The sequence below is a fragment of the Comamonas sp. CMM02 genome (assembly GCF_014851485.1).
Classification (GTDB): domain Bacteria; phylum Pseudomonadota; class Gammaproteobacteria; order Burkholderiales; family Burkholderiaceae_C; genus Comamonas; species Comamonas avium.
On the sequence record NZ_JACUZW010000008.1, the window covers coordinates 1 to 26,793 of the forward strand.

38 protein-coding genes and 2 pseudogenes are annotated in these 26,793 nt (G+C 56.3%); 29 read left to right on the forward strand and 11 right to left on the reverse strand.

The features are described 5' to 3' along the window. The 13 genes and pseudogenes from IB213_RS17615 to IB213_RS17675 all read left to right on the forward strand — a co-directional run. Positions 1-125 (forward strand): annotated as a pseudogene (locus IB213_RS17615) (elongation factor Tu); the annotation flags it as partial. A gap of 24 nt (positions 126-149) precedes the next feature. After that, entirely contained in the window at positions 150-461 is a 312-nt protein-coding gene (gene rpsJ / locus IB213_RS17620) for a 30S ribosomal protein S10 (RefSeq protein WP_005796953.1), read from the forward strand. A gap of 202 nt (positions 462-663) precedes the next feature. Continuing rightward, complete coding sequence (gene rplC / locus IB213_RS17625; RefSeq protein WP_191722128.1) at positions 664-1,338, forward strand: 50S ribosomal protein L3; 675 nt, start codon at positions 664-666, stop codon at positions 1,336-1,338. Further along, on the forward strand, positions 1,338-1,961 hold the full coding sequence (gene rplD, locus IB213_RS17630) for a 50S ribosomal protein L4 (RefSeq protein WP_191722129.1): 624 nt from the start codon (positions 1,338-1,340) through the stop codon (positions 1,959-1,961). The genes rplC and rplD overlap by 1 nt, the downstream gene beginning before the upstream one ends. Continuing rightward, complete coding sequence (gene rplW, locus IB213_RS17635; protein ID WP_191722130.1) at positions 1,958-2,272, forward strand: 50S ribosomal protein L23; 315 nt, start codon at positions 1,958-1,960, stop codon at positions 2,270-2,272. The genes rplD and rplW overlap by 4 nt, the downstream gene beginning before the upstream one ends. Positions 2,273-2,274: 2 nt before the next feature. After that, entirely contained in the window at positions 2,275-3,099 is an 825-nt protein-coding gene (gene rplB / locus IB213_RS17640) for a 50S ribosomal protein L2 (protein WP_191722131.1), read from the forward strand. Between the two features lie 10 nt (positions 3,100-3,109). Then, positions 3,110-3,385: a 30S ribosomal protein S19 gene (gene rpsS / locus IB213_RS17645; RefSeq protein ID WP_174862195.1), complete on the forward strand. Its 276-nt coding sequence runs from the start codon at positions 3,110-3,112 to the stop codon at positions 3,383-3,385. 9 nt (positions 3,386-3,394) lie between these two features. After that, the gene (gene rplV / locus IB213_RS17650) at positions 3,395-3,727 is read left to right on the forward strand and encodes a 50S ribosomal protein L22 (RefSeq protein ID WP_042418925.1); all 333 of its coding nucleotides are present in this window, start codon (positions 3,395-3,397) and stop codon (positions 3,725-3,727) included. A 16-nt stretch (positions 3,728-3,743) separates the two neighbouring features. Next, complete coding sequence (rpsC, locus tag IB213_RS17655; RefSeq protein WP_191722132.1) at positions 3,744-4,604, forward strand: 30S ribosomal protein S3; 861 nt, start codon at positions 3,744-3,746, stop codon at positions 4,602-4,604. Between the two features lie 2 nt (positions 4,605-4,606). Continuing rightward, positions 4,607-5,023: a 50S ribosomal protein L16 gene (gene rplP / locus IB213_RS17660; RefSeq protein ID WP_191722133.1), complete on the forward strand. Its 417-nt coding sequence runs from the start codon at positions 4,607-4,609 to the stop codon at positions 5,021-5,023. A gap of 11 nt (positions 5,024-5,034) precedes the next feature. Further along, a complete protein-coding gene (gene rpmC / locus IB213_RS17665) occupies positions 5,035-5,232 on the forward strand; it encodes a 50S ribosomal protein L29 (protein ID WP_191722134.1) in 198 nt (65 codons plus the stop codon). 9 nt (positions 5,233-5,241) lie between these two features. Then, positions 5,242-5,511, forward strand: a complete 270-nt coding sequence (gene rpsQ / locus IB213_RS17670) for a 30S ribosomal protein S17 (protein ID WP_191722135.1) — start codon at positions 5,242-5,244, stop codon at positions 5,509-5,511. A gap of 136 nt (positions 5,512-5,647) precedes the next feature. After that, entirely contained in the window at positions 5,648-6,154 is a 507-nt protein-coding gene (locus tag IB213_RS17675; RefSeq protein WP_191722136.1) for a peroxiredoxin, read from the forward strand. 60 nt (positions 6,155-6,214) lie between these two features. Here IB213_RS17675 and IB213_RS17680 read toward each other — a convergent pair whose 3' ends face one another. The 3 genes from IB213_RS17680 to IB213_RS17690 form a co-directional block, all read right to left on the reverse strand. After that, positions 6,215-6,799, reverse strand: a complete 585-nt coding sequence (locus tag IB213_RS17680) for a hypothetical protein (protein ID WP_192408148.1) — start codon at positions 6,797-6,799, stop codon at positions 6,215-6,217. Positions 6,800-6,871: 72 nt separating this feature from the next. After that, complete coding sequence (locus IB213_RS17685; RefSeq protein WP_192408169.1) at positions 6,872-7,315, reverse strand: GNAT family N-acetyltransferase; 444 nt, start codon at positions 7,313-7,315, stop codon at positions 6,872-6,874. 123 nt (positions 7,316-7,438) lie between these two features. Beyond that, complete coding sequence (locus tag IB213_RS17690) at positions 7,439-8,122, reverse strand: cytochrome b/b6 domain-containing protein (protein WP_192408149.1); 684 nt, start codon at positions 8,120-8,122, stop codon at positions 7,439-7,441. 200 nt (positions 8,123-8,322) lie between these two features. On the opposite strand from IB213_RS17690, the gene IB213_RS17695 reads away from it, so the two are divergent. After that, complete coding sequence (locus tag IB213_RS17695) at positions 8,323-8,733, forward strand: cytochrome c (RefSeq protein WP_192408171.1); 411 nt, start codon at positions 8,323-8,325, stop codon at positions 8,731-8,733. Positions 8,734-8,825: 92 nt separating this feature from the next. On the opposite strand, the gene IB213_RS17700 is transcribed toward IB213_RS17695, so the two are convergent. Beyond that, positions 8,826-9,329 (reverse strand): TlpA disulfide reductase family protein, encoded by a 504-nt coding sequence (locus IB213_RS17700; protein WP_192408150.1) that lies wholly within the window; start codon positions 9,327-9,329, stop codon positions 8,826-8,828. 127 nt (positions 9,330-9,456) lie between these two features. Between IB213_RS17700 and IB213_RS17705 the strand changes: the two genes are divergently transcribed. From IB213_RS17705 to ptsP, 4 genes are all read left to right on the forward strand, one after another. Next, a complete protein-coding gene (locus IB213_RS17705) occupies positions 9,457-10,029 on the forward strand; it encodes a hypothetical protein (RefSeq protein ID WP_192408151.1) in 573 nt (190 codons plus the stop codon). Positions 10,030-10,122: 93 nt separating this feature from the next. After that, positions 10,123-10,584: a PTS sugar transporter subunit IIA gene (locus tag IB213_RS17710; protein WP_192408153.1), complete on the forward strand. Its 462-nt coding sequence runs from the start codon at positions 10,123-10,125 to the stop codon at positions 10,582-10,584. Next, positions 10,553-10,822 (forward strand): HPr family phosphocarrier protein, encoded by a 270-nt coding sequence (locus IB213_RS17715; RefSeq protein WP_191722142.1) that lies wholly within the window; start codon positions 10,553-10,555, stop codon positions 10,820-10,822. The genes IB213_RS17710 and IB213_RS17715 overlap by 32 nt, the downstream gene beginning before the upstream one ends. Positions 10,823-10,907: 85 nt before the next feature. Continuing rightward, complete coding sequence (gene ptsP / locus IB213_RS17720; RefSeq protein WP_191722143.1) at positions 10,908-12,671, forward strand: phosphoenolpyruvate--protein phosphotransferase; 1,764 nt, start codon at positions 10,908-10,910, stop codon at positions 12,669-12,671. Between the two features lie 375 nt (positions 12,672-13,046). Here the strand turns inward: ptsP and lipA are convergent, their stop codons facing one another. The 3 genes from lipA to IB213_RS17735 are packed head-to-tail and all read right to left on the reverse strand — an operon-like array spanning position 13,047 to position 15,041. Continuing rightward, a complete protein-coding gene (gene lipA, locus IB213_RS17725; protein WP_191722144.1) occupies positions 13,047-14,027 on the reverse strand; it encodes a lipoyl synthase in 981 nt (326 codons plus the stop codon). A 10-nt stretch (positions 14,028-14,037) separates the two neighbouring features. Continuing rightward, positions 14,038-14,730, reverse strand: coding sequence for a lipoyl(octanoyl) transferase LipB (gene lipB / locus IB213_RS17730; protein ID WP_192408173.1), 693 nt, complete (start codon positions 14,728-14,730; stop codon positions 14,038-14,040). A 20-nt stretch (positions 14,731-14,750) separates the two neighbouring features. Continuing rightward, positions 14,751-15,041, reverse strand: coding sequence for a YbeD family protein (locus tag IB213_RS17735; RefSeq protein ID WP_191722145.1), 291 nt, complete (start codon positions 15,039-15,041; stop codon positions 14,751-14,753). A 282-nt stretch (positions 15,042-15,323) separates the two neighbouring features. Between IB213_RS17735 and IB213_RS17740 the strand changes: the two genes are divergently transcribed. The 10 genes from IB213_RS17740 (at position 15,324) to IB213_RS17785 (ending at position 23,266) form a co-directional block, all read left to right on the forward strand. Beyond that, entirely contained in the window at positions 15,324-15,800 is a 477-nt protein-coding gene (locus tag IB213_RS17740; protein ID WP_192408155.1) for an ATP synthase subunit I, read from the forward strand. Between the two features lie 21 nt (positions 15,801-15,821). Beyond that, positions 15,822-16,685, forward strand: coding sequence for a F0F1 ATP synthase subunit A (gene atpB, locus IB213_RS17745; RefSeq protein WP_191722147.1), 864 nt, complete (start codon positions 15,822-15,824; stop codon positions 16,683-16,685). A 46-nt stretch (positions 16,686-16,731) separates the two neighbouring features. Beyond that, complete coding sequence (gene atpE / locus IB213_RS17750; protein ID WP_091458130.1) at positions 16,732-16,980, forward strand: F0F1 ATP synthase subunit C; 249 nt, start codon at positions 16,732-16,734, stop codon at positions 16,978-16,980. A gap of 35 nt (positions 16,981-17,015) precedes the next feature. Beyond that, positions 17,016-17,486 carry a F0F1 ATP synthase subunit B gene (locus tag IB213_RS17755; protein ID WP_191722148.1) on the forward strand — a complete coding sequence of 157 codons (471 nt, stop codon included), beginning with the start codon at positions 17,016-17,018 and terminating at the stop codon, positions 17,484-17,486. A gap of 9 nt (positions 17,487-17,495) precedes the next feature. Further along, positions 17,496-18,035 (forward strand): F0F1 ATP synthase subunit delta, encoded by a 540-nt coding sequence (locus tag IB213_RS17760; RefSeq protein WP_191722149.1) that lies wholly within the window; start codon positions 17,496-17,498, stop codon positions 18,033-18,035. A gap of 44 nt (positions 18,036-18,079) precedes the next feature. Then, positions 18,080-19,639, forward strand: a complete 1,560-nt coding sequence (atpA, locus tag IB213_RS17765) for a F0F1 ATP synthase subunit alpha (protein WP_191722150.1) — start codon at positions 18,080-18,082, stop codon at positions 19,637-19,639. Positions 19,640-19,657: 18 nt separating this feature from the next. Beyond that, positions 19,658-20,527: a F0F1 ATP synthase subunit gamma gene (gene atpG, locus IB213_RS17770; protein WP_191722151.1), complete on the forward strand. Its 870-nt coding sequence runs from the start codon at positions 19,658-19,660 to the stop codon at positions 20,525-20,527. 34 nt (positions 20,528-20,561) lie between these two features. After that, positions 20,562-21,971, forward strand: coding sequence for a F0F1 ATP synthase subunit beta (gene atpD / locus IB213_RS17775; protein ID WP_191722152.1), 1,410 nt, complete (start codon positions 20,562-20,564; stop codon positions 21,969-21,971). Positions 21,972-22,047: 76 nt separating this feature from the next. Further along, positions 22,048-22,464 carry a F0F1 ATP synthase subunit epsilon gene (locus tag IB213_RS17780; protein ID WP_192408157.1) on the forward strand — a complete coding sequence of 139 codons (417 nt, stop codon included), beginning with the start codon at positions 22,048-22,050 and terminating at the stop codon, positions 22,462-22,464. Positions 22,465-22,618: 154 nt separating this feature from the next. Then, positions 22,619-23,266, forward strand: coding sequence for a cold shock and DUF1294 domain-containing protein (locus IB213_RS17785; RefSeq protein ID WP_192408159.1), 648 nt, complete (start codon positions 22,619-22,621; stop codon positions 23,264-23,266). 90 nt (positions 23,267-23,356) lie between these two features. On the opposite strand, the pseudogene IB213_RS17790 reads toward IB213_RS17785, so the two are convergent. The 3 genes and pseudogenes from IB213_RS17790 to IB213_RS17800 form a co-directional block, all read right to left on the reverse strand. Then, positions 23,357-23,910, reverse strand: a pseudogene (locus IB213_RS17790) (TPM domain-containing protein). A gap of 3 nt (positions 23,911-23,913) precedes the next feature. After that, positions 23,914-24,816, reverse strand: a complete 903-nt coding sequence (locus IB213_RS17795; RefSeq protein WP_192408161.1) for a YgcG family protein — start codon at positions 24,814-24,816, stop codon at positions 23,914-23,916. 45 nt (positions 24,817-24,861) lie between these two features. Further along, positions 24,862-25,449, reverse strand: a complete 588-nt coding sequence (locus tag IB213_RS17800; protein WP_191722157.1) for a LemA family protein — start codon at positions 25,447-25,449, stop codon at positions 24,862-24,864. Between the two features lie 146 nt (positions 25,450-25,595). Between IB213_RS17800 and IB213_RS17805 the strand changes: the two genes are divergently transcribed. Continuing rightward, positions 25,596-26,132 (forward strand): DUF2946 family protein, encoded by a 537-nt coding sequence (locus IB213_RS17805; protein WP_191722158.1) that lies wholly within the window; start codon positions 25,596-25,598, stop codon positions 26,130-26,132. A 72-nt stretch (positions 26,133-26,204) separates the two neighbouring features. On the opposite strand, the gene IB213_RS17810 is transcribed toward IB213_RS17805, so the two are convergent. Then, on the reverse strand, positions 26,205-26,726 hold the full coding sequence (locus IB213_RS17810) for a cytochrome c5 family protein (protein ID WP_191722159.1): 522 nt from the start codon (positions 26,724-26,726) through the stop codon (positions 26,205-26,207). Positions 26,727-26,793: the final 67 nt, after the last annotated feature.

Below are 26,793 nucleotides of genomic sequence, written 5' to 3' on the forward strand. Positions count from 1 at the left end.
GCGATAACGTGTCGATCACTGTGAAGCTGATTGCTCCTATCGCTATGGAAGAAGGTCTGCGCTTCGCTATCCGCGAAGGTGGCCGTACTGTTGGTGCCGGCGTTGTTGCCAAGATCATTGCTTAATTCTTAGCAAACTAGGAATTAACAATGTCCAAGCAAAAAATCCGTATCCGCCTGAAGGCTTTCGATTACAAGTTGATCGACCAGTCTGCAGCCGAAATCGTTGATACCGCCAAGCGTACTGGCGCGATCGTTAAGGGTCCTGTGCCATTGCCTACACGCATGAAGCGCTTCGACATCTTGCGTTCGCCCCACGTGAACAAGACTTCGCGTGACCAGCTGGAAATCCGCACTCACCAACGTCTGATGGACATTGTCGATCCTACCGACAAGACTGTTGACGCACTGATGAAGCTGGACCTGCCAGCCGGCGTAGACGTCGAAATCAAACTGCAATAAGAACGAACTGGCACTGTCCGCAGTGCCTTGTGAGGTCTTCTTTTAACGCGAACTTGCTTGAAAAAGCAGTTCGCGTTAAAATTTGGAGCTTCGCCAAATTAGGCGGAGTTTTATTAACCTTCTTTCGTGCACTTCGGTTATCCGATGGGGTGCAACGCTGGGCCAATTGCAGTTACAGCGGCGAAAGTTTTGGAGCAAACAAATGAGTCTGAGCAACTCCCTGGGGTTGCTGGGCCGCAAGGTGGGCATGATGCGTCTGTTCACTGATGATGGGGACGCAGTGCCTGTCACAGTGGTGGATGTTTCTAACAACCGAGTGACCCAGGTTAAAACCCAAGAGAACGATGGCTATGTGGCTTTGCAAGTCACTTTCGGTACACGCAAGGCTTCTCGCGTGACCAAGCCTGAAGCCGGCCACCTCGCTAAAGCGGGTGTGGAAGCCGGTGAAGTTACCCAAGAATTCCAAGTTACCGAAGAGATCGCTGCTAAGTACGCGGCAGGCGCAGCCTTGCCCGTGCTGGATCTGTTCAGTGTTGGCCAGAAGGTAGATGTGCAGGGCACTTCTATTGGTAAGGGCTTCGCTGGCACGATCAAGCGTCACAACTTTGGCGCACAGCGTAATTCCCACGGTAACAGCCGCTCGCACCGCGTGCCTGGCTCTATCGGTATGGCACAAGACCCAGGTCGCGTGTTCCCCGGTAAGCGCATGACAGGTCACATGGGCGTTGAGACCGTGACTACACAAAACCTGGATGTGGTTCGTATTGACGAAGCACGCCAACTGCTCTTGATCAAGGGCGCTATTCCCGGATCCAAGGGTGGATTCGTGTCTGTGCGTCCAGCTATCAAGGCTAAAGCTTCCAAAGGAGCGAACTAATGCAGCTCGAACTCCTGAATGAACAAGGCCAAGCCGCTTCGAAGATCGATGCGCCTGAAACCGTGTTTGACCGTGCATACAACGAAGACCTGATCCATCAGATCGTCACTGCCTACCGTGCCAATGGCCGTCAAGGTACACGCGCTCAGAAGGATCGTGAGCAAGTTCGTCACAGCACTGCCAAGCCTTTCAAGCAAAAGGGTACTGGCCGTGCACGTGCTGGTATGACTTCCTCGCCTCTGTGGCGTGGAGGCGGACGCACCTTCCCTAATCTGCCTGAAGAAAACTTCACGCAAAAGATTAACAAGAAGATGTACCGCGCTGGTATGGCTTCCATCTTGTCCCAGCTGGCCCGCGATGGTCGTCTGGCCGTGGTGGAATCGTTGACCGTTGACACTCCGAAGACCAAGGCTCTGGCTGACAAGTTCAAGTCCATGAACCTGCAATCGTCGGTGATGGTGATCACCGAGGAAATCGACGAGAACCTGTATCTGGCTTCGCGCAACCTGAAGAACGTGTTCTTGGTGGAACCCCGCTACGCAGATCCCGTTTCTCTGGTGCATTACAAGAAAGTACTCATCACTAAGGGTGCTATCGACAAACTCAAGGAGATGTTCGCATGAGCACACTCAAGTTTGACGAAGGTCGTCTGATGCAAGTGCTGGTCGCTCCTATCGTGTCCGAAAAGGCCACCATGGCAGCCGAGCAGTCCAACGCTGTGACGTTCAAAGTGCTGCAAAACGCTACCAAGCATGAAATCAAGGCCGCTGTGGAATTGATGTTCAAGGTTGAAGTGGCTGGCGTTTCTGTAGTGAACACCAAGGGCAAGACCAAGCGCTTTGGCAAGACCATTGGCCGTCGCGACAACATTCGCAAGGCTTATGTTCGCCTGAAGCCCGGTCAAGAGCTGAACCTGTCCGGGGAGGCTGCTTAATCATGGCTGTTATCAAACTTAAACCTACTTCGCCCGGCCGCCGTGGTGCAGTTAAGGTAACTCGTGACCACCTGTTCAAAGGCCCAGGTTTCGCTCCTCTGTTGGAAGCGCAATCGGAAAAAGCCGGTCGTAACAACAACGGTCACATCACAACACGCCACAAGGGCGGTGGTCACAAGCACCACTACCGTGTGGTTGACTTCAAGCGCAACAAGGACGGCATCCCCGCCAAGGTTGAGCGCATTGAGTACGACCCTAACCGCTCTGCGCACATCGCTTTGGTGTGCTACGCCGACGGCGAGCGTCGCTACATCATTGCTCCTCGCAACCTGGCCGTTGGCGCCAGCATTGTGAGCGGCTCTGAAGCACCGATTCGCGTGGGTAACACCTTGCCTATCCGCAACATCCCTGTGGGTTCGACCATCCACTGTATCGAACTGCAACCTGCAGGCGGCGCGCAAATCGCCCGCTCCGCTGGTGCGTCCGCTACATTGCTGGCTCGCGAAGGCGTCTACGCTCAAGTGCGTATGCGTTCTGGCGAAGTGCGCAAAATTCATATCGAATGCCGCGCAACCATCGGTGAAGTTGCCAACGAAGAACACAGCCTGCGCCGTTACGGTAAGGCCGGTGTGAAGCGTTGGATGGGTATTCGTCCTACCGTCCGCGGTACTGCAATGAACCCAATCGATCACCCGCACGGTGGTGGTGAAGGTAAGACAGGCGAAGGCCGTCACGCAGTTGACCCATGGGGTAACCTGACGAAGGGCTACCGTACCCGTAACAACAAGCGCACACAAAGCATGATTGTGTCGCGTCGTAAAAAGTAAGGGGTAGCAAATGACTCGTTCTCTTAAAAAGGGTCCGTTTGTTGACCATCACTTGGTTGCTAAGGTTGAAAAAGCCGTCGCTACCAAGGACAAGAAGCCAGTTAAGACATGGTCGCGTCGCTCCATGGTTCTGCCTGATTTCATCGGTCTGACCATCGCTGTGCACAACGGCAAGCAGCACGTGCCTGTCTACATCACCGACCAAATGGTAGGTCACAAGTTGGGCGAATTCGCTCTGACTCGTACCTTCAAGGGTCACCCCGCCGACAAGAAGGCCAAGAAGTAAGGAACGACCATGTCTGAAACACGTGCAGTCCTCCGTGGCGTCCGCTTGTCGGTTGACAAGGGTCGCCTCGTCGCGGATCTGATCCGCGGCAAGAAGGTGGATCAAGCTCTGAACATCTTGACTTTCACGCAGAAAAAAGCTGCTGTGATCGTCAAGAAGGTTCTGGAATCCGCAATCGCCAACGCTGAGCACAATGACGGCGCCGATATCGACGAATTGAAGGTCAAGACCATCTACGTTGAACAAGGCACGACGCTCAAGCGCTTCACAGCGCGCGCCAAGGGTCGCGGCAATCGCATCAGCAAGCCTACATGTCACATTTATGTGACAGTCGGTAACTGAGGCCAAAAGGAAGAATATGGGACAGAAAATCCATCCTACCGGCTTCCGCCTTGCTGTAAGCCGTAACTGGGCTAGCCGTTGGTACGCTAGCAACCGTGACTTCGCCGGCATGCTGGCTGAAGACATCAAGGTTCGCGAGTACCTGAAGGCTAAGTTGAAGAACGCTGCTGTGGCACGCGTGGTGATCGAGCGTCCTGCAAAGAACGCCCGCATCACAATCTACTCGGCCCGTCCTGGTGTTGTGATTGGCAAGAAGGGTGAAGACATTGAGGCCTTGAAGAAGGAACTCACTGCTCGCCTGGGTGTGCCAGTTGCTGTGAACATCGAAGAAGTGCGCAAGCCTGAAATCGATGCCAAGCTGATCGCCGACTCCATCTGCCAGCAGCTGGAAAAGCGCATCATGTTCCGTCGCGCAATGAAGCGTGCGATGCAGAACGCCATGCGTCTGGGTGCTCAAGGCATCAAGATCATGTCGTCCGGTCGTCTGAACGGTATCGAAATCGCCCGTACTGAGTGGTACCGCGAAGGCCGCGTGCCATTGCACACTCTGCGTGCTGATATCGACTACGGCTTCTCCGAAGCTAAGACCACCTACGGCATCATCGGCGTGAAGGTTTGGGTTTACAAGGGTGATACCTTGGGCCGTAACGACCTGCCCGCAGTTGAGACTCCCCGTCCTGATGACGAGCGTCGTCCACGTGGCCCCCGCCGCGATGGTCGTCGTGACGGCGCAGGTCGTGGTGCCCGCCGCCCCACAGGCGGTAACGCAGCTCCCGCTGACGGCAGCGACAAGCCAGCCGGCGCAGGCGCTGACTCCGTTAAGCGCGTTCGCAAGACTGACGCGCCCGCTACAGCAGCGGACGGTAAAGGAGAATAAACATGCTGCAACCTGCACGCCGTAAGTTCCGTAAGGAACACAAGGGCCGCAATACCGGTATCGCTACACGTGGCAACGCAGTTGCTTTCGGCGATTTCGGTCTGAAGTCTACCGACCGTGGTCGTCTGACAGCTCGCCAGCTGGAAGCCGCTCGTCGTGCGATTTCGCGTCACGTTAAGCGTGGCGGCCGTATCTGGATTCGTGTGTTCCCCGATAAGCCAATTTCCACTAAGCCTGCTGAAGTGCGTATGGGTAATGGTAAGGGTAACCCCGAGTACTACGTTGCCGAAATCCAGCCCGGCAAGATCATCTACGAAATCGTGGGTGTGTCTGAAGAGCTGGCCCGTGAAGCGTTCCGCTTGGCTGCTGCAAAGCTGCCTCTGCGCACAACCTTCGTTGCCCGTCACATTGGTGAATAAGGAGAGATCACATGACTAAAGCTGCTGAACTCCGCCAAAAAGACGTGGCCGCTGTGGAAGCTGAAGTGAAGTCCTTGCAAAAGGCTCACTTCGGTCTGCGTATGCAAAAGGCCACGCAACAACTTGGCAACACTGCCACGCTCAAGGCTACACGCCGCGACGTAGCTCGTGCCAAGACCATTCTTGCTGAAAAGCAAGCCGCCAAGTAAGGAGCCGACATGACGGAAGCTAAAACATCCCTCAAGCGCACCTTGGTTGGCAAGGTGGTAAGCGACAAGCGCGCTAAGACAGTAACCGTAATGGTGGAGCGTAGCGTTATGCACCCCCTGTACGGCAAGATCGTGGTTAAGTCCTCGAAGTACCACGCTCACGACGAGCAAGGTGAATTCAAGATGGGCGATACCATCGAAATCACCGAAAGCCGTCCGCTGTCCAAGACCAAGAACTGGGTTGCAACCCGCTTGGTGCAAAAGGCTGCTCTGGTTTAAGCGTTCAACCGCTTTGACTGCATAGTCTTAAAAAGCGACCCACAATGTGGGTCGCTTTTTTGTTTTCTGCCCTGTCCCCATGCGTTTTGCAGCGGGGATACAAGCAAGGCAATTTCTCGTTAATTGAAAGACACACATGATCAAAGTTGGAGACACACTGCCCGCAGTGAAGCTGATGGAATACGTGGAAGTGGAAGGCAATGGCTGCAGCATTGGCCCCAACCCCGTAGAGCTGCCACAAGCGTTGGCTGGCAAGACCATTGCGCTGTTTGCAGTGCCCGGTGCCTTTACTCCTACGTGCTCGGCGCAGCATCTGCCTGGCTATATCGAGCAAGCAGACGCTTTCAAGGCTGCTGGTGTGGATGAAATCTGGTGCGTGGCCGTGAACGATGCCTTTGTCATGGGCGCCTGGGGCCGTGATCAAAAAGCAACCGGCAAGGTTCGCATGATTGCCGACGGTGATGCCGCTTTGGCCAAGTCGCTGGGTCTGACTTTGGATTTGAATGGCAAGGGGCTGGGTCTGCGCAGCAACCGTTACTCCATGCTGATCAAAGATGGCAAAGTCGTCACTTTGAATGTGGAAGGCCCTGGCAAGTTTGACGTCTCTGATGCCAATACCTTGCTGGAGCAAGCCAAGGCTTAAGCTTGCGTATTACGTAAGCACATTAAGAAAGCGCTGCAGTTGCAGCGCTTTTTATTTGGGCTAATCGCTCGGACCTTCACGTTTGGGTAGGGGGGCAGCGAGAGCACCATGCTCGGGTCTCCATCGCCCTGTTTGCAGTACCTGTGCCACTCCGCGCGAGCGCGCTTCTTGCTCCACGGTATTGCGCCAGTTGTTGAGCTCTTGGCTGCGCATATCACTGCTTTGCGCCTGTAAAACGGTACGCAGACACTGCATCAGGCGCTGGACCATGGCGGAAGGTTGCGCGCCCGGCCTCATCCAGCGGTAGCCGGCAGAGGCTTCGGCCCCTAAGTGAGTAGAAAACCGTTTCAGCTCAATCGGGGATGCTGAGCGCATGAGGTCAAAAACTTCAGAGGCATGGGGCTTGGCAGGCAGCAGGGCTTGCACTAGCTCGGGGTGCTGCACCAAAAGCCGTACCAAGAGTGCCAGTGAGGGATCACTGACTGGCTCCTCGGGTGCGTTGCGCACCATGTCTGTCCAGCGCGTGATGGACAGGTTCAGCAGCCAGATCGTGTCGTGTGTACTCAGGCCAAAAGCTAGACGCAACGTTTCCAGGTCACGCCCAATGACGGGGCGGTTGGATGGAATCAGACTGGATTGGAGCATGCACAAAGCCTTGAGATTTTCAGTCAGGATGCATGCGTGAGCCGCCGCAGATGTTGGCATCTGTGCATGGCATTAGAAAATATTGGCTTTGAGGTAGTGCGCCCCGGGGATGGGGTTGTAGTAGTACGGCTCAATGCTTTCAAAGCCCAGGTCAGTGTACAAGTTGCGCGCGGCTTCCATGTCATCCAGAGTGTCGAGCAGCACGCTGGCATAGCCCGCTTGACGGGCTGCATCCAGTGTGGCTTCGGCAAGCTGACGGCCCAGGCCAAAACCGCGAAAGGCTTTGCGCACATACAGGCGCTTCATTTCAGCAGCGTTGGCTGTGTCAGCGCTATCCAGTGGCCGCAGGGCGCAGCAACCTGCCAGCGAGCTGTCAACGTACGCGAGCAAAATCACACCGCGAGGGGATGCGTAGTCACCGGGAAGGTGAGCAAGCTCATGCGCAAAATTTTGAAAAGCCAGATCAAGCCCCAGGCTGTCTGCGTATTCGCTAAACAGCTGGGATGCGCTGGTCATCTCCTGGGCGGTGGTGGCAGTTTCTATGGCCACACAGTGCTGGTCCACGGTCAAAACAGGGGTGCTTTAGTTGGAAGAAACAAGTCCACAGTGTAGCCACACAGGGGCAGCAGGGACATAGGGTTAGAACGTGGCCCGCGTCCACACCCAATAGGCCATCACAGCGCAAGCTGCTGCAAAGAATAATGCGGGCAGCACAGCGGCCCAGCCATCGCGGCTGGCAGGCAAGTCTTGTGGCTGATTGAGCTTGTCACCGTGCAGCATGGCTGCAACCAATGGCTTGCGTTTGACGATGCGGTAAAAAACCAGCGCGACAACGTGTAAACCCAAGATGGCATACACCAGCCATTGGCCCCAGCCTTTATGCCAGACGCTGGCCCACGCAATGGTGTCACCCGAGACGTAGCGTACCAAAGAGCCTGCAAAAGCAATTTCATCATCGCTGACCAGCCCTGTGCCCACTTGCATGCCCAAAATGAGCAGCATGGCGATGACCGAGAGTGCCCCGAGCGGGTTGTGGCCAGCGTTGTCTGCAGGTGTGCCTTGGCCTTGGAGATAGCGCACCAAGCGCGCCGGGCTGGGGATGAAAGTGGTAAAGCGTGACCAGTAGCCACCCGAAAAGCCCCAGATGATGCGAAATAGCAGCAAAGCCAGCACAGCATGGCCTAGACGCAAGTGCCACTCCATGGCGTTGCCGCCGATTTGGGCGGTGATAATCAAGGCGGTGGTGCACAAAGCCAGCAACCAGTGAAAGAGGCGGGTGGGCAGATCCCAGATGCGCAGGCGAGGGGTGGTGCGAATACTCATGCGGTGACTGTACGGGGTGAAGGGTGGCAGTTGCTGCGGAGCGTCAAAAAAATGTCAATGGCTTGGGCAACTGCGCTGGCACAACGACAATCCCTGTGGATTGCTCGATTATGTCGGTCTGTTTCATCACAAAAAAAGGAAGTTCCCACGTGTCATACAAAACCTTGTCTACGCTTGCTTTGGCCTTGTCGGCTGCTTTGATGGGTGTTTCGGCTTCTGCCGATACGTTGAAGTTTGGCAAGACAGAAGATGCCATCAAGTACCGTCAAAACGCCTTGTTCGTCATGAGTCAGCATTTTGGCTCGCTAGGTGCTATGGCCAATGGCCGCGCGGAATTCAACGCCGATCTGGCCAAGCAAAACGGTGCGGTGCTGCAAACGTTGGCCGCCTTGCCTTGGCAGGCGTTTGGGGAAGGCACCGAGGGCGGCAAGAGCAAGCCCGAAATCTGGAAAGAAAAGACCAAGTTTGACGACCATGCCAACAAGTTCGTGGCAGAAGCCGGCAAGCTGGGCGCCGCCGCAAAGACTGGCGATCTGGCGCAGCTGAAAGCCGCTTTCGGCCCTGCAGCGCAAACTTGCAAGGCTTGCCACGACGTTTTTCGCAACCGTTGATTGCGGAAGTTGCCCAAGCCAGGACCTGTAAGGCACTGGCATAAAAAAGAGCTACCAGCGCTGGCAGCTCTTTTTATTGCACTGTGGCTTGCTTAAGCCTGTGCAAGGAGTTTTTCGATCAGCTTGTGCAGCTCTTCAAAATTGGGCTGACCAATATAGGTCTTCACAATTTCACCTTGTTTGTTGACGATGTAGGTAGTGGGGGTCAGCTTCACATCGCCCCAGGCCTTGGCCACGGCACCTGTGTTGTCCAGCGCCACGTTAAATGGCAGCTGGCGCGATTGGGCAAAGTTCACAACGTAGCTCGGCGGGTCGTAGCTCATGGCTATGGCCAGCGTGTCAAAACCCTGGTCTTTGTACTTGTTATGGGTGGCGATGATTTCGGGCATTTCTGCCACGCAGGTCACGCAGCTGGTAGCCCAGAAATTGACCAGGGTGACCTTGCCTTTGAGGTCATTGGTGCTTTTGCTGGAGCCATCGAGCAGCACAAAATTGGACTGCGGTGCGGTTTGCGCGCTGTCGCTCAAAAAGACATAGCCGCCCACGCTTGCGAAAGCTGCAAGCACCACGCCTGCCACGATGTGTTTGATTGCCATAGCCTCTATTGTGCCCAGTTGAGATAAATGTAGCTGGGCAAGCCCGAGCATTGTTCTAAACGATGGAGTGAAATAAGCGGGGAAAGTTCGCTATCCAGTTTGGGGCATGACTGCCGATAATACAGATATGAGCAAAATCCAAACCCTGATGCGTTGCGCAATGGCTGTTGCCACTGCGGTGGTGTTGACCGCCTGCGGCGAACAGGGGCCGCAACTGACGTGGCAACCCGTGTCGCTGCAAGATGCCAATTTGGAGATGAAGTTTCCCTGCGATCCGCAGTTTGCGCGCACGCCGGTGGATTTTGGAATGGAAATGGGCAGCGTGCCTGTCAACATGATGGGCTGTGACGCGGTGGACTCCACGTTCGCGCTATCGCACTGGCTGCTCGAAGATGGCAAGCAGGCGGACGACGCGCTGGCATTTTGGGAAGCCGCTGTGCTCTCGCGGCTGCAGGCCGTGGATGGCAAAGACGACAAAAGTGGCGCTCCCTTTGTGCCTCAAGGCGCTATGGATTTGCCACGATCCATCCGCGCGACGGTGCAAGGCATTGGCCCCGCCGGGTGGACGGTGACCACCCATGGCGTGTGGTTTGCGCGCAAGGAAGGCGACAAAGCCCGCATTTTTCATGCGGTGGTGTATGCACCCAAACCCGCGCACGAAGCGGCAGGTACTTTTTTCAAAAGCATTGCACTGAAATAAAGAGCGCTGGTGTGTGTGGCTGACTGCCATGCAGGCCTATGCTGCAGGTGCAAATACAGTGCTGCGCGCCATAATGGCGATGAAAAGATACCTATGACTACGACTGCCAACCACATTCTGTTAATTGCCCATGCACCTTTGGCGGAAGCCTTGCGCGAGTGTGCGCTGCACGTGTTTGCAGACTGTGAGGACGATGTCAGTGTGCTGGATGTGCCTCCCAACGAAAACCCTGAAACCACGCTGCAAGTTGCGCGGGTGCTGCTGGCCCAAAGTGGCGCTGAGCGCACGCTGGTGCTGTCAGATGTGTTTGGGGCCACACCCAGCAATGTGGCGCACCGTTTGGTAGAAGGCAGCGCTGCGCGTTTGTTGGTGGGGGTGAACTTGCCCATGCTGCTGCGCGCACTGTGCTATCGCCATGAACCATTGGAGCAGCAAGCCGCTCGCGCATTGGCCGGTGGCCAGCAAGGCATGCTGCAAGTGGGGTGCGGCAATGCGCCCCAAAACCAGACTTCCCGGAAAGAACATGGTCAAGACAGAGATCACCATCAGCAATAAATTGGGTTTGCATGCACGCGCGTCTGCCAAGTTGACCAAGCTGGCAGGCAGTTTTCCGTGTGAAGTGTGGATGAGCAAGGGCGAGCGGCGCATTAACGCCAAAAGCATCATGGGCGTCATGATGCTGGCTGCGGGTGTGGGCTCGGTGGTAGAGCTGGAAACCGACGGAGACCAAGAGCAAGAAGCGCTAGATGCTTTGGTGGCACTCATCAACGATAAGTTTGGTGAAGGCCAGTAAAGCTGTCGCGCAGACTTGAGTCTGCCGTCTTTCCCTTCATCAAGACTTGCATTCGGCGCGGCACAAAGCCGAAAAGGACAAAGGCATGACATTTGCCATCCATGGATTGCCGGTTTCACGCGGCATAGCGATTGGCCGTGCGGTGGTGGTTGCAGCCAGTCGCGTAGAGGTTCGCCACTATTTCATCGAAGCCTCGCAGGTGGCCACCGAGCTGGCGCGCGCACGCAAGGCGCGCGATGCCGTGATCGATGAGCTGCAGCGCCTGGTCAGCGACTTGCCCGAGGATGTGCCGGGGGAATTGGCCGCCTTGCTGGAGGTGCACCTCATGCTGCTGCAAGACGAAATACTGACTTCGGGCGTGCGCCACTGGATTGCCGAGCGGCTGTACAACGCCGAGTGGGCGCTGGTAACGCAGCTGGAGCAAATCTCGCGTCAGTTCGATGAGATGGAAGACCCTTACCTGCGCGAGCGCAAAGCCGATCTGGAGCAGGTGGTGGACCGCATCTTGCGGCATATGCGTGGCATTGCAGCCAGCCCGGTGTCGCAACCACCAGCGGTGGCACAAGACGGCATGCAGCCGGTGCTGGAAGGCATGGCCGATGCGCCCCTGGTGCTGGTGGCGCAAGACCTGTCGCCTGCGGACATGCTGCAATTTAAGCGCAGCGTGTTTACCGGGTTTGTCACGGCCGTCGGGGGCAAGACAAGCCACACGGCCATTGTGGCGCGCAGTATGGATATTCCGGCTGTTGTCGGGGCACGCGCTGCCAGCCAGCTGATTCGCCAGGATGACTGGATCATCATCGACGGCAACGCTGGCATTGTGCTGGTCGATCCTTCACCGATCGTGCTGGAGGAATACCGCTTTCGCCAGCGTCAAGACGTGCTGGAGCGCCAGCGTCTGGCCAGGCTGCGGCATACGCCTTCGGTCACTTTGGACGGGCAGAAGATTGAGCTGCTGGCCAACATTGAACAACCGGACGATGCTGCCGCTGCCGTGCATGCAGGCGCCGTGGGTGTAGGCCTGTTTCGCAGCGAATTTTTGTTCATGGGCCGGGAGGGAAAACTGCCCGGTGAAGAAGAGCAGTTTGCCGCCTACAAGGCAGCGGTAGATGGCATGCAAGGCTTGCCCGTGACCATTCGCACTGTAGATGTCGGGGCAGACAAGCCACTGGACAAGAAAAGCTCTAAAGATGCATCGCTCAACCCTGCGCTGGGTTTAAGGGCCATCCGCTGGAGCTTGGCAGAACCGGCCATGTTTCGCACCCAGTTGCGTGCCATTTTGCGGGCTGCTGCTTTTGGCCGAGTGCACTTGCTGTTTCCCATGGTGTCGCACTTGCACGAGGTGCACAGCATCGTGGCCCAGGTCAAACTGGCGCAGGCCGAGCTAGATGCTCGTGGCGCAGCTTACGGCATGGTGCAGTTGGGCGCGATGATTGAGATTCCCGCTGCCGCCATCATGGTGCGCAGTCTGCTCAAGCACTTTGATTTTGTCTCGATCGGCACCAATGATTTGATCCAGTACACGCTGGCGATTGATCGTGCCGATGAAGCTGTGGCGCATTTGTATGACCCGCTGCACCCTGCCGTACTGGGTTTGGTGGCGCAGGTGATTGAAGCGGCCAACGACATGGGCAAGCAAGTGTGCGTGTGCGGAGAGATGGCCGGTGACGCGGGCATGACGCGCCTTTTACTGGGGCTGGGGCTGCGCAGCTTTTCCATGCACCCGGCGCAGATATTGAGCGTTAAGCAAGAAGTGCTGCGTGCCGATACGCGCAAACTGCAGCCCTGGGCCCAGCAGGTGCTGTGCGCCGATGCACCGGCGGCCATGCTCGAAGATGTGGGTAAATAACCGTTGGTCGGGCGATGACCTTGTTTGCGAAGAAACTATTTGCGATTAATTCTCATTCAGTGTTATAGTTCACTCACTGAGTCCGCTAGACATTCTCTGGTGGGGAAGCTCCAAGGACTGCAGTGGTTTTAAGTTTCATCGTGGGGCGACAAGCAGGCCTGTAAAGCCTGTAAGTCGTTTTTTGCCAGCCAGCGGATTGCCCGGTTAGCCACGCATTTTTTCTTGCGATGCAACGTCAGGTACACAAAATGAGAGCTATTAGCGCATAAGACCAGGCGCTTTCAAGTATGAATGACTTGTAAAGCAAGGCTTGATCAGCGGTAGTAGCTACAAAAAAAGCAACCTTTGGGTTGCTTTTTTTGTGGGCAGCGTGCTTTAAACGCCGGCTGCGTGGGCTTGCTCGTCGGCGTGGTAGCTGGAGCGCACCATGGCGCCTACGGCTGCATGCGTGAAGCCCATTTTGTAGGCTTCTTCTTCAAACATCTTGAACGTGTCGGGGTGTACGTAGCGACGCACTGGCAGATGGCTGTTGGTGGGCGAGAGATACTGACCAATTGTCAGCATCTCGATGTCGTGCGCACGCATGTCGCGCATGATTTGCAAGATTTCTTCGTCGGTCTCGCCCAAGCCCACCATGATGCCGCTCTTGGTGGGAACGTTGGGGTGCAGTGCCTTGAACTTTTTCAGTAAATTGAGCGAGAACAGGTAGTCCGAGCCGGGGCGCGCTTCCTTGTACAGGCGGGGCGCTGTTTCCAGGTTGTGGTTCATCACATCGGGCGGGGCTGCCTTCAAAATCTCGAGGGCGCGGTCATCGCGGCCGCGGAAGTCAGGCACCAAAATTTCAATTTGCGTCAGGGGCGACAGCGCGCGAATTTGCTGGATGCATTCCACAAAGTGGCCAGAGCCGCCGTCCCGCAGATCATCGCGGTCCACGCTGGTGATCACTACATATTTCAGGCGCAGGCGGGCAATGGTCTCAGCCAGCTTGCGCGGCTCGTCCACATCCAGCGGGTCAGGGCGGCCATGCCCCACGTCGCAAAACGGGCAGCGACGCGTGCACTTGTCACCCATGATCATGAACGTGGCCGTACCTTTGCCAAAGCACTCGCCAATGTTGGGGCATGACGCTTCTTCGCAAACGGTGTGCAGCTTTTGCTCGCGCAGGATGTCTTTGATTTCGTAAAAGCGCGTGGTGGGGCTACCCGCTTTGACGCGGATCCAGTCCGGCTTTTTCAGCGTTGGCGCGTGCTCAACCTTCACGGGAATGCGTGAAAGTTTGGCGGCCGCCTTTTGTTTGGCCAAGGGGTTGTAGTTTTCGGCGGACTGCGCTTCGCGCACGACTTCGTTGCTGCTCATGGTGTAGGTCTCAGGGCGCGAGGCGGGTGATCAGCTGGTTGCCGAACACTTGAGCCACCTCGTTCCAGGTTGTCTGGACGCCAATTGTAGAAAGATCAACAGTTGCCATCTCTGTATAACCGCAAGGGTTGATACGGCGGTAAGGCTCCAGGTCCATGGCCACGTTCAGTGCCACCCCGTGGTAAGTGCAGTGGCGGCTGACTTTGATGCCCAAGGCCGCAATCTTGCCCAAACCTGTGAAGTCTGGCTGCGGGGCGGGGTTACTGGCGTCACGGTGCTGCGGGCGCTGCGCCAGCATGGCATGGCTGCGTGGGTCGTCCAGTCGCACATAGATGCCTGGGGCGCCACCTACGCGGTGACCTGTGATGCCGTAGTGCGCCAAGGTGCGGATCACAGCTTCTTCCAGGCGGTAAACGTACTCTTTAACGAAATAACCCCTGCGCTGCAGATCAAGCAGCGGATACGCCACCACCTGCCCAGGCCCGTGGTACGTCACCTGGCCGCCACGGTTGGTAGAGACGACCGGAATGTTGCCTGGCACCAAAACATGCTCGGCTTTGCCTGCCAAGCCTTGTGTGAATGTGGGGCTGTGCTCACACAGCCATAACGCGTCAGCAGTAGATGCATCGCGGCTGGCGGTGAAGGTCTGCATGGCCGTGTTGCAGGCGGTGTAGTCCACACGCCCGAGCAGCCGGGCGTCCATAGCCGGTGGGGGCAACTCGTTCAAAGAACAACCTTCACCATGGGGTGGCTGGTCAACGCACGGTAGAGGTTGTCCAGCTGTTCACGGCTGGTGGCGGTCACGGTAATGGTGACGCCCAGATATTTGCCGGTGCTGCTGGGGCGCAGCTCCACCGTAGCTGCATCAAAGAAAGGGTCAAACTCTTTGGCGACCTGGGTGATGGCATGAACAAAATCATCCGCATGCAAACCCATAACCTTGATAGGAAACAGGCTGGGGTATTCGATCAGTGAGTCCTTGCGCGGATCGGTGCTAGCGGAAGTGTCGGTCATGGTGATGATGGGGTTGGAAGCAAAGGGTTTTGCTTGGTACGTCGGTCATTGTGCGCTATGGTTGCGCCGCTGGTCTCAGGACGGAATAAACAGTCCTAAATGCCATTCTTTGAGGCTGCGCAATAGGGTAAGCCCACGATCTTGTTGGCATCTGGATACATGCCTGCGAAAATTGTCCGTGAAAACCCCCGAACGATGTCGGAGGTAGCCGGTTCAAAACGGGTTTCTACGTATAATCAGAGGCTTTGTAAAAATTCCGATTGAGTTTTGGCTCGTGAACACATGAAACATCAAGCCCCTGAATCGGAATTTGAGGACGAAGAGCCGCAAATCAAGCCCCTGACGCCTGAAGAGGCAGCAGAGTGGCGCAAACGGCAGCCCAAGATGTCCATGTGGCGTGTTTTGGCTGTGCAAGCACTGGTAGGTGTTGTGGTTGCGCTGGTAGCTTGGTGGTTTGTGGGTCGTGCCGCTGGATGGTCTGCCGCTTATGGTGCGCTGGCTATCGTGCTGCCCGCTGCGTTGTTTGCCCGAGGTGTCGCGCGCAACAGTGGTCGTGCAGCAAATGCGCCGGGTGCGATCGCAAGGCTTTTTGCCTGGGAATTTGTCAAGCTGGTGCTGTGCATTGCCATGTTGGCGGCAGCACCTGGTTTGGTGCCAAACCTGCATTGGCTGGCGTTGCTGGCAGGAATGGTTGTAACGATGAAAACGTACTGGCTGGTCTTGCTTGCAGGGCGAGCCAGTGTCCGAAAAACCGATTGATATTGAGAGAAGAGTTCACAGATGGCAGCCGACGCGCACGCTCCAACAGCAAGTGAATACATTGTTCACCACTTGCAGCACCTGCAAAATATCAAGCAGAACTCCATCATCGACTTCTCGGTGGTGAACCTTGACTCCGTGGTGGTTAGCTTTATCTGCGGCGCGATCGGTTTGTTCGTGTTGTGGCTGGCCGCTCGCAAGGCAACGTCTGGCGTGCCAGGCCGTTTTCAGGCTGCAGTCGAAATGCTGGTCGAAATGGTGGACAACCAGGCCAAGGCCAACATTCACAGCGCTGAATCGCGCAAGTTCATTGCGCCTTTGGCGCTGACCGTGTTTGTCTGGATTTTCCTGATGAACGCCATGGACTTGTTGCCCGTCGATTTGCTGCCTTTGTTGTGGCAAACCGCCCAAGGCGATTCGCACGCTTACCTGCGTGTTGTGCCTACCGCTGACTTGTCGACAACACTGGGCCTGTCCACCGGTGTGCTGCTGCTGTGCTTCTACTACAGCGTAAAGATCAAGGGTGCAGGTGGCTGGGCCCACGAACTGGTGACAGCACCTTTCGGTACTTCCAAGAATCCTGTCTTCGCTCTGATTTTGGGCGTGATTAATCTGCTGATGCAGATCATTGAATATGTTGCCAAGACTGTCTCGCATGGCATGCGACTGTTCGGCAATATGTACGCTGGTGAGTTGGTGTTCTGCCTGATTGCCCTGATGGGTGGCGCGGCTGCCATGTCTCTCTCTGGTGTGTTGCTCCCTGTGGGGCACATCATTGCAGGCTCTATCTGGGCGATCTTCCATATTTTGATCATCACCCTGCAGGCCTTCATTTTCATGATGCTGACGCTGATTTATCTCGGCCAGGCGCATGAAGCCCACTGACCTTCCCCTTTCAACTTCAACTTTCCTTTAATCTCTAGGAGTCATCATGGAAAACATTCTCGGTCTCGTCGCTCTGGCTTGTGGTTTGATCGTTGGTCTGGGTGCTATCGGCGCTTCGATCGGTATTGCTCTGATGGGCGGCAAGTTCCTGGAAGCCTCGGCTCGCCAGCCTGAGCTGATCAACGAACTGCAAACCAAGATGTTCATCTTGGCCGGTCTGATTGACGCTGCTTTCCTGATCGGTGTTGCTATCGCTCTGCTGTTCGCTTTCGCCAATCCCTTCGTACTGGCCTAAGCTCCGATCAACGCCCTAGAAAGAAAGGTGTTGCCGTGAGTATTAACGCGACCCTGTTCGTTCAGTGCATCGTCTTCCTGATCTTGGTGCTGTTCACGATGAAATTCGTGTGGCCCCCGATTGCGAAGGCCTTGGATGAGCGAGCCCAGAAAATCGCCGATGGCCTCGCTGCTGCCGACAAGGCCAAGTCCGAGCTGAGCGCTGCTAACAAGCGCGTTGAGCAGGAACTGAGCCAGACGCGCAACGAGACAGCATCGCGGCTTGCGGACGCCGATCGCCGCGCCCAGGCCATCGTTGAAGAAGCCAAGGCCCGCGCGACAGAAGAAGGCAACAAGATTGTTGCTGCTGCCCGCGCCGAAGCTGAACAGCAAGCTATTGCTGCCCGTGAAGCGTTGCGTGAGCAAGTGGCTGCATTGGCTGTCAAGGGCGCTGAGCAAATCCTCCGCAAGGAAGTGAATGCCAGCGTCCACGCTGATCTGCTCAGCCGCCTGAAGACAGAGCTGTAAGGAAGCAACATGGCAGAACTCGCCACCATTGCCCGCCCTTATGCTGAAGCATTGTTCAAGGCCAGCTCCGTCCCCGGTGTTGACTTGAACAGCACTGTCGCTTGGGTGGAGGAATTGGCGGCGATTGCCGCTAATCCGCAATTGCGTCAACTGGCCGACAGCCCCAAGGTGACGGTCGAGCAAGTGCTCGGCGTCATCACTGGCGTGGCCCGTTCGGCTTTGCCCGATGCCGCTCGCAACTTCCTGCGCGTCATCATCGAAAACGGTCGTCTGGACGCACTGCCCGAAGTGGCTGTGCAGTTCCGCGGCATCGTTAACCGCCTCAATGGCTCGTCCGATGCTGTTGTTGTCAGCGCTTTCCCGATTGAGGAAGCCGCACTGAACGACATCAGCACAGCGCTGGAAAAGCGTTTCGGTCGCAAGCTGAACCTGTCTGTCGAGATCGATGCATCTTTGATTGGCGGCGTTCGTGTGGTGGTGGGCGACGAGGTGCTGGACACCTCCGTTAAGGCTCGTCTGGAACAAATGAAAGCGGCCCTCACTGCGTAAGCAGATTGAGGTCTCGGCTAACCAAAAGAAAGAAGGAAAGAGTCATGCAACTCAATCCCGCAGAAATTTCTGAACTGATTAAGAGCCGCATCGAAGGGCTGGAAGCTAATGCCGATATCCGTAACCAAGGCACGGTCGTGTCGGTTACGGACGGTATCGTGCGCGTGCACGGCTTGTCGGACGTGATGCAAGGCGAAATGTTGGAATTCCCCGCTTCGGCAGATGGCCAGCCCTCGTTCGGCTTGGCACTGAACCTGGAGCGTGATTCCGTCGGTGCAGTGATCTTGGGTGAGTACACCCACATCGCTGAAGGTGACACTGTCAAGTGCACCGGTCGTATCCTGGAAGTGCCCGTGGGCCCCGAACTGATCGGCCGCGTGGTGAATGCACTGGGCCAGCCTATCGATGGCAAGGGTCCAATCAACGCCAAGATGACCGACGTGATCGAAAAGGTTGCACCTGGTGTGATCGCACGTCAATCCGTGGATCAGCCTCTGCAAACCGGTATCAAGTCGATCGACTCGATGGTTCCAGTGGGCCGTGGTCAGCGCGAGCTGATCATTGGTGACCGCCAGACTGGTAAAACAGCTGTTGCGATCGACGCGATCATCAACCAAAAGGGTCAGGGCGTTACCTGTATCTACGTTGCAATTGGTCAGAAGGCTGCTTCTGTCAAGAACGTGGTGCGTGCGCTGGAGCAAGCTGGCGCGATGGAATACACCATCGTTGTGGCTGCTACCGCCTCTGAATCGGCTGCCATGCAGTACGTGTCGGCCTACTCGGGTTGCACAATGGGCGAGTACTTCCGCGACCGCGGTGAAGATGCTCTGATCGTTTATGACGATCTGTCCAAGCAAGCTGTGGCTTACCGTCAGGTATCGCTGCTGCTGCGTCGCCCACCAGGACGCGAAGCGTTCCCTGGCGACGTGTTTTATCTCCACTCGCGTCTGCTGGAGCGTGCCGCTCGTGTGAACGCTGACTATGTGGAAGCCTTCACCAAGGGTGAGGTCAAGGGTAAGACTGGTTCGCTGACTGCACTGCCTATCATCGAAACACAAGCGGGCGACGTGTCTGCTTTCGTTCCTACGAACGTGATTTCGATTACTGACGGTCAGATTTTCTTGGAAACCAGCCTGTTCAACGCCGGTATCCGTCCTGCGATCAACGCCGGTATCTCGGTGTCCCGCGTGGGTGGTGCTGCTCAAACCAAGCTGGTCAAGGGCCTGTCCGGCGGTATCCGTACCGACTTGGCTCAGTACCGTGAACTGGCTGCGTTCGCGCAGTTCGCCTCCGATCTGGACGACGCAACCCGCAAGCAACTCGATCGTGGTGCACGCGTGACTGAACTGCTCAAGCAGGCTCAGTACTCGCCATTGAGCACTGCCTTGATGGGCGCTACGCTGTTTGCCGTGAACAAGGGCTTCATGGACGACATCGCAGTCAAGCAAGTGCTGCCTTTTGAAGCTGGTCTGCACCAGTTCCTGAAGACCAGCCATGGCGCACTGCTGGATCGTCTGAACGAAAAACGTGCTTTCGACAAGGAAGGCAAGGACGAAGCTGAATTGAGCGCGGCTATTGCTGCGTTCAAGAAGTCGTTCGCTTAATCCGGACGAGGAGCCATCATGGCAGCAGGCAAGGAAATACGCGGCAAGATCAAATCGGTGGAAAACACCAAGAAGATCACTAAAGCCATGGAAATGGTAGCTGCATCCAAAATGCGCAAGGCGCAGGAACGGATGCTGGCTGCCCGTCCATACAGCGAAAAAGTCCGCAACATTGCAGCCCATCTTGGCGAAGCCAACCCTGAGTACGTGCATCCCTTCATGAATGTGAATGTGGATGCAAAGAAAGCCGGCGTCATTGTTGTGACGACCGACAAGGGGTTGTGCGGCGGCATGAACACGAACGTGTTGCGTGCCGTGACCACCAAGTTGCGTGAACTGCAGGATGCAGGCGTTTCCGCTGAGACAGTGGCCATTGGCAGCAAGGGACTGAGCTTCCTGAACCGTATTGGTGCCAAGGTGGTCTCTCAAGCCACAGCACTGGGCGATCAGCCTCACCTGGACAAGCTCGTTGGGCCTGTCAAGGTGCTGTTGGACCAATACGCTGAAGGTAAGTTGAACGCGGTGTATCTGAGCTACACCAAGTTCATCAACACCATGAAGCAAGAGTCGGTGGTGGAGCAATTGCTTCCATTGTCGAACGAGCAAATGCAAGCCGAGAAGACGGGTGCATCGTGGGAATACATCTACGAACCTGACGCACAGAGCGTGATCGACGATCTGCTGATTCGTTACGTAGAGTCCCTCGTGTACCAAGCTGTTGCGGAAAACATGGCGTCCGAGCAATCGGCGCGCATGGTGGCCATGAAGGCCGCGACCGACAACGCTGGCAGTGTCATTGGCGAGTTGAAGCTGGTCTACAACAAGACGCGTCAGGCTGCTATTACGACCGAGTTGTCGGAAATTGTGGCTGGCGCTGCCGCTGTGTAAACGGCTTTAACAGACAAACAGATTGGAGCAAAGAATGGCTCAAGTACAAGGCAAGATTGTTCAATGTATCGGCGCCGTGGTGGACGTGGAGTTCCCACGCAGCCAGATGCCCAAGGTGTATGACGCCCTGAAGCTGGAAGGCTCGGCTCTGACTCTGGAAGTACAACAGCAGCTGGGTGACGGCATTGTCCGTACCATTGCGCTGGGTACATCCGATGGTCTGAAGCGTGGCCTGATGGTGACCAATACGGGCTCTGCCATCACAGTGCCAGTGGGCAAGGCAACACTGGGCCGCATCATGGACGTGCTGGGTAACCCCATCGACGAACGTGGTCCTGTGGATCAGGCACAAACTGCCCAAATCCACCGCAAGGCTCCTGCATACGACGAACTGGCACCTTCGCAGGAACTGCTGGAAACCGGCATCAAGGTGATCGACTTGATCTCTCCTTTCGCCAAGGGCGGTAAGGTGGGTCTGTTCGGTGGTGCCGGTGTGGGCAAGACCGTGAACATGATGGAGTTGATCAACAACATCGCCAAGGGCCACGGTGGTCTGTCGGTGTTTGCTGGTGTGGGTGAGCGTACCCGCGAAGGCAATGACTTCTATCACGAAATGTCGGACGCCGGCGTGGTGAACCAAGAGTCGCTGAACGACTCCAAGGTTGCCATGGTTTACGGTCAGATGAACGAGCCACCAGGAAACCGTCTGCGCGTTGCGCTGACTGGCCTGACCATGGCTGAAGCGTTCCGTGACGAAGGCAAGGACGTGTTGTTCTTCGTGGACAACATCTACCGCTACACACTGGCCGGTACCGAAGTGTCCGCGCTGCTGGGTCGTATGCCTTCGGCTGTGGGCTACCAGCCTACGCTGGCCGAAGAAATGGGCCGTCTGCAAGAGCGTATTACATCGACCAAGGTCGGTTCGATCACTTCCATCCAGGCCGTTTACGTGCCTGCGGATGACTTGACCGATCCATCGCCTGCCACGACGTTTGCTCACTTGGATTCAACGGTTGTGCTGTCGCGTGACATCGCTTCGCTGGGTATCTACCCTGCGGTGGATCCTTTGGATTCCACCAGCCGCCAGCTGGACCCTCAAGTTGTGGGCGAAGAGCACTACAAGGTGGCCCGCGAAGTGCAGGGCACTTTGCAGCGCTACAAGGAACTGCGCGACATCATCGCGATTCTGGGCATGGACGAACTGGCTCCCGAAGACAAGCTGACTGTGGCTCGTGCTCGTAAGATCCAGCGTTTCCTGTCGCAGCCTTTCCACGTGGCCGAAGTGTTTACTGGCGCTCCTGGCAAGTACGTGTCTTTGGCCGAAACCATTCGTGGTTTCAAGATGATCTGCGCCGGTGAGTGCGACCATCTGCCCGAGCAGGCTTTCTACATGGTTGGTACCATCGACGAAGCCTTCGAAAAGGCCAAGAAGCTGGCTGCTTAATTGGCAAGGCAGACCGGGGCGAAATCCTCGGTTTGCTCTGTATTAAGCCCAGTCCCCCCTTTTCTGAGGAGCAAAGATGAAGACCATCCACGTTGATGTGGTCAGTGCCGAAGAGTCTATCTTCTCGGGTCCAGCGCGCTTTGTCGCTCTGCCTGGCGAAGCAGGCGAATTGGGCATTCTGCCCAAGCACACACCGCTGATTTCTCGCATCAAGCCCGGTTCTGTACGCATCGAATTGCCCGATGGCAGCGAAGAGTTCATCTTCGTGGCCGGTGGCATTTTGGAAGTGCAGCCCAATTGCGTTACGGTTCTGTCTGATACCGCCATCCGTGGCAAGGATCTGGACGAGCAAAAAGCAAAAGTGGCAAAGGCTGCTGCAGAAGAAGCCATGAAAAACGCAAAAAATGACGTTGATCTGGCCAAGGCTCACTCCGAGCTGACTGTGCTGGCAGCCCAAGTGGCAGCGCTGCGCAAGTACCGCGGCAAGCACTGATCGGTGTCCCGATAAAAAAAGCCACCTTTGGGTGGCTTTTTTTATGCCTGTTATCAAAATGAAAGCGCTTGGCGCTTGCCTATAAACAGTTTCAAATATAAATAGTATTGAAACTGTTGATGCATAAGCGCTGGCCACTCTCTTTTTAATTTTCATGCGCTATCTTGGTACTTTGGTGGAGTGGAATGACCAGCGCGGCTTTGGTTTTGTCCAGGCCGATGAGGGCGGAGATCGTGTGTTTGTACACATCAGTGCTTTTCAGCCCAGACCTTCTGCACTGGCGCGGCCGCAGTGTGGCTGGCGTGTTGATTTTGCCGTCGGGGTGCAGAGTGGCAAAAAACGCGCGCAAAACGTTGTTTGGCGCAATGTAGAACGTGCAGCGGCGCCAAAGGCCCCTTCAAAAGGGGGACGTTCACACGTTCATGCGGATAGCAGTTACTTGGCAATCTTGGCTTTTGTGCTGATTTTTCTGGGTGTGGCCGCGGTGTGGGGCATGCAGGCATGGCTGGCCTCGCTCTATGCAGTGCTCAGCTTGATCACCTTCTTTGCCTACTGGAAAGACAAAGCAGCGGCGCAGGCTGGCCGTTGGCGCACACCGGAATCAACCTTGCATGCATTGGCTGTGCTGGGCGGCTGGCCGGGTGCCATCCTGGCGCAACAGTGGTTGCGTCACAAAAGCAGCAAGGCGCAATTTCAGCTGATTTTCTGGCTCACGGTGGTACTTAACGTGGCAGCCTTGGTGTGGCTGCATTCGCCATGGGGCCGTGAATGGTTGGCCTTATTGCACGCACAAGGGCGGTGAAAAGTTTTTTGCACCTTGCTGTGACGCACACAGTCACACAGTCTGAGGTAGTGAGCACACAGCCAGGCGAGGTGAAAAGGATTTGCCGACTTACCGATCTTTGCTAAACCGTCCTTGCACGACGGGGGCATCCGGTAAGCCGGGGTCACGAGAATCTGCGTGGCATGCCGCGTTGCGTGGAAAGTGTGCGATCAGCAGCGCAGAGACGCGTTCCAGCGCACGTTCCATGCCGTCTGCATAGGCGGCCTGCTGAAAAGCTCTTTGCATGTCTTGAAGCAGCGCATCCCAGGTGGCCTGAGGCACGGCGCGTGCGGCTGCGCGGTCAGCAATGATTTCAATGGCGTGGTCCGCAAGCAGCAGGTAAATCAGCACACCGTTGTTGTGCTCCGTATCCCATGTGCGCAATTTGCCAAACAGCCCGACAGCCCGACAGCCCGCTCCCGGGCCGTGGCGTTGCGCCAGATGTAGCTGTAAGGCAGCCCGCCTTCCACACACAGACGGATTTGACCGGTATGCTGGGATTCACTCTGGGTGACTGCGTGCTCTAGGCGTCGCAGTACTTCGGGAGGAAATGCAGCTTTGACCTGGCCTTCTGTCCAGCGATGGCGCCACAGGCGAGCAATGCGTTGTATCAGTGATGCCATGTTCTACCAGCTCCCTGAGGCACCACCGCCTCCAAAACTACCACCCCCGCCGGAGCTGAAACCTCCGCCGCCAAAGCCCCCACCACCGCGCCCCCCGCCAAAGCCGCCGCCTCCTATGAAAGGGCCACCGCCACCACGTCCTCCGCCGCCCGAGCCATTCGCCAGCAAGGTGACCAGTAACGCGATGACGCCTGCTGCCCCGGCCAATATGAAGCTGGTGGTGAAGATAAATGCCAGAAAGCCAGCGCCGCCGCCCACAATGGCCGAGCCCATTTTTCTGCCAAAGATCCTGCGTATGACTGGCGCAATCACCATCACGGCAAAGAACAGAAAAATGGCCAGACCTTCAAGGTCTACGCTCTGCGATGTCCGGCTGGGCGTAGAGGATGTCGGTGGGGGTAATTGCTCACCGGCAATGCGAGCGGCCACTTGGTCGAGTGCCGCCAAAATGCCGCCAGCATAGTCGTTTTGGCGAAAGTGCGGCCCCATTTGCTGCTCAATGATGCGCGATGCAGCCAAGTCCGGAATGGCCCCCTCCAGCGCGCGCGCTACCTCCATGCGCATGCGCCTGTCATTCTTGGCAATGACGATCAGCAGCCCATCTCCCACGTCTTTGCGGCCAATTTTCCAGGTGCTGGCTACCCGGTGCGCATACGGTGCAATGTCCTCCGGAGAGGTGCTGGGCACTATCAGCACCACGACTTGCGAGCCAGATTTCTCTTCGATCTCGCGCAAGCGCGACTCAATGGCTGCGGCCTGTTCTGGGCTGAGCGTTTGGGTTTGATCGATCAGCCGCGCAGTGAGTGCTGGCACTGGTTGCAAGGCTTGTGCACTAGCGGAGTGCCACGGCACAAGCACTGCAAGAAGTAAAGCTGCCAGCGCGCGCCAGATATGCGCAAAAGCCATATGTGATCCTAAGTTGGAAGGCAGCCCGTTACAGGCAGCAGACCCTTATTTGGTGCCAAAGTCCACGGTGGGTGGGCGAGCAATTTCAGCTTCGTTTTGCACGGTGAAAGTGGGCTTGGCCTTGTAGCCAAACACCATGCCGGTCAGATTGGTGGGGAAGCTGCGCGCCAGTACGTTGTACTGCTGCACCGACTGGATGTAGGCGTTGCGTGCCACAGTAATGCGGTTTTCTGTGCCTTCCAAAGTTACGCGTAAATCTCGGAATGCCTGGTTGGCTTGCAGTTGTGGGTACTGCTCAGCTACCACCATCAGGCGCGACAGCGCACCGGTCAGTTCGCCCTGGGCTTGCTGAAATTTTTCGAAGGCAGCGGGGTCATTGATCAGCTCGGGTGTCGCCTGGATGGAGGTGGCCTTGGAGCGGGCCTCAATCACCTTGGTGAGCGTTTCTTGTTCAAAATTAGCCTCGCCTTTGACAGAAGCGACGATGTTGGGGACCAAATCTGCACGGCGTTGGTACTGGTTAAGCACTTCACTCCACTTGGATTTGGTGTCCTCATCCAGGCGCTGAAAGTCGTTGTAGCCGCAGCCCGTCAAAGCGGTGGCAACCAGTAACAGTGCAAGCAAGCGTTTCATGGTGTGTCCCTTAGATGTGTGATGTGTTGGGGCGTATTGTGGCGGTCTCGAATAGCCGTAATTTGTAGGGCAACAGCGTGCAAAGCAGCGTGTGTTGCGGTTATCTTTAACTTCTGCATGATTACAGAGACAAAAGAATCGCCGTTATGGATGACATCGTAAAACAAGCGTTGACGAAATGGCCCAATGTGCCTGACTGCTGGGGTTGGTTGGGCCTGGATATGCGCGGCAACTGGTGGTTGCGCGATGCCCAAGCACAGGCCCAAGGAACATTTGCGCAGAGTAAGGGCGCGTTGTTAGAGCACGAGAAGCTGAAAGCCTTTATTGGACGCAATTACGAGGTGAATGCGCAGGGCCACTGGTTTTTTCAAAATGGCCCGCAGCGTGTGTACGTTGAGCTTGAAAATACGCCAATGGTGTGGCGCGTACATGCGGACGGCCACGTGGTGGCGCATACCAACCAACCTGCGCAGCAAGTGCAGCAGTGCTTGGTGGATGAAGTGGGGCACGTCTATTTGCTGTGCGATGGTGTACTGGGCATTGTGCACACGCAAGACATGGTGCACGTTGCGGATGCGCTGGAGTCGCAGCGATGGACTGCACAGGAGGTGCTGATGCGCAGCTTGCCTGAACGCTTTGGTTTTGTGCGCAGCCCGCAAGCACTGTCCACTGCTGCACCCTGAAAAAGAGGGTGCAGATTTGAAAAACAAAAAGGATCCGTGAGGATCCTTTTTTGAGCTGAGGCCGCAGGCTGATTACTTGGCCGCTTCGCCCTCTTTGGCTTCGGGCTGTGGTTCTGGGAAATTGCCGCCAGCGGAGTTGGCCATGAAAGCTACGCCGCGGGAAATTTCCAGGTCATTGAACTCACCACCACCTTGCGGGGACATTGCTCCCTTGCCCTTCAACGCAGAGTGAACCAGCGTCTCAAAGCCTTGGGCCAAGCGTGGGCCCCAGTCACCAGCTTCGCCAAATTTGGGCGCACCTGAGACCCCAGTTGCGTGACAAGCAGCACACTGGACCTTGTACACCTCTTCACCAGCACGCAGTGGGCGGTCTGCATCACGAATTTCAATCGACCCCACTTTTTGGATGCGCTGGGCTTGCGCCAGCTCTTGCATGCCAACACCAGCGCCTGTTTTGGGGGCTGAGCCCACAAAGTTCACCAAGCCGATGATCAAAATCACGGGCAGGATAAAGGCAAGTGCAACCGTGATCAGCAGTTGTTTGGAGTTCTTGATCGGGCCTGTATGGGCTTCTTCGTGGTGCTTGTCGCTCATAGCGTCCTCTGGTTATCGGGGGCGGGAAAAACCAACGGAGAATTATATCGATGGGCTTTTTTGGACC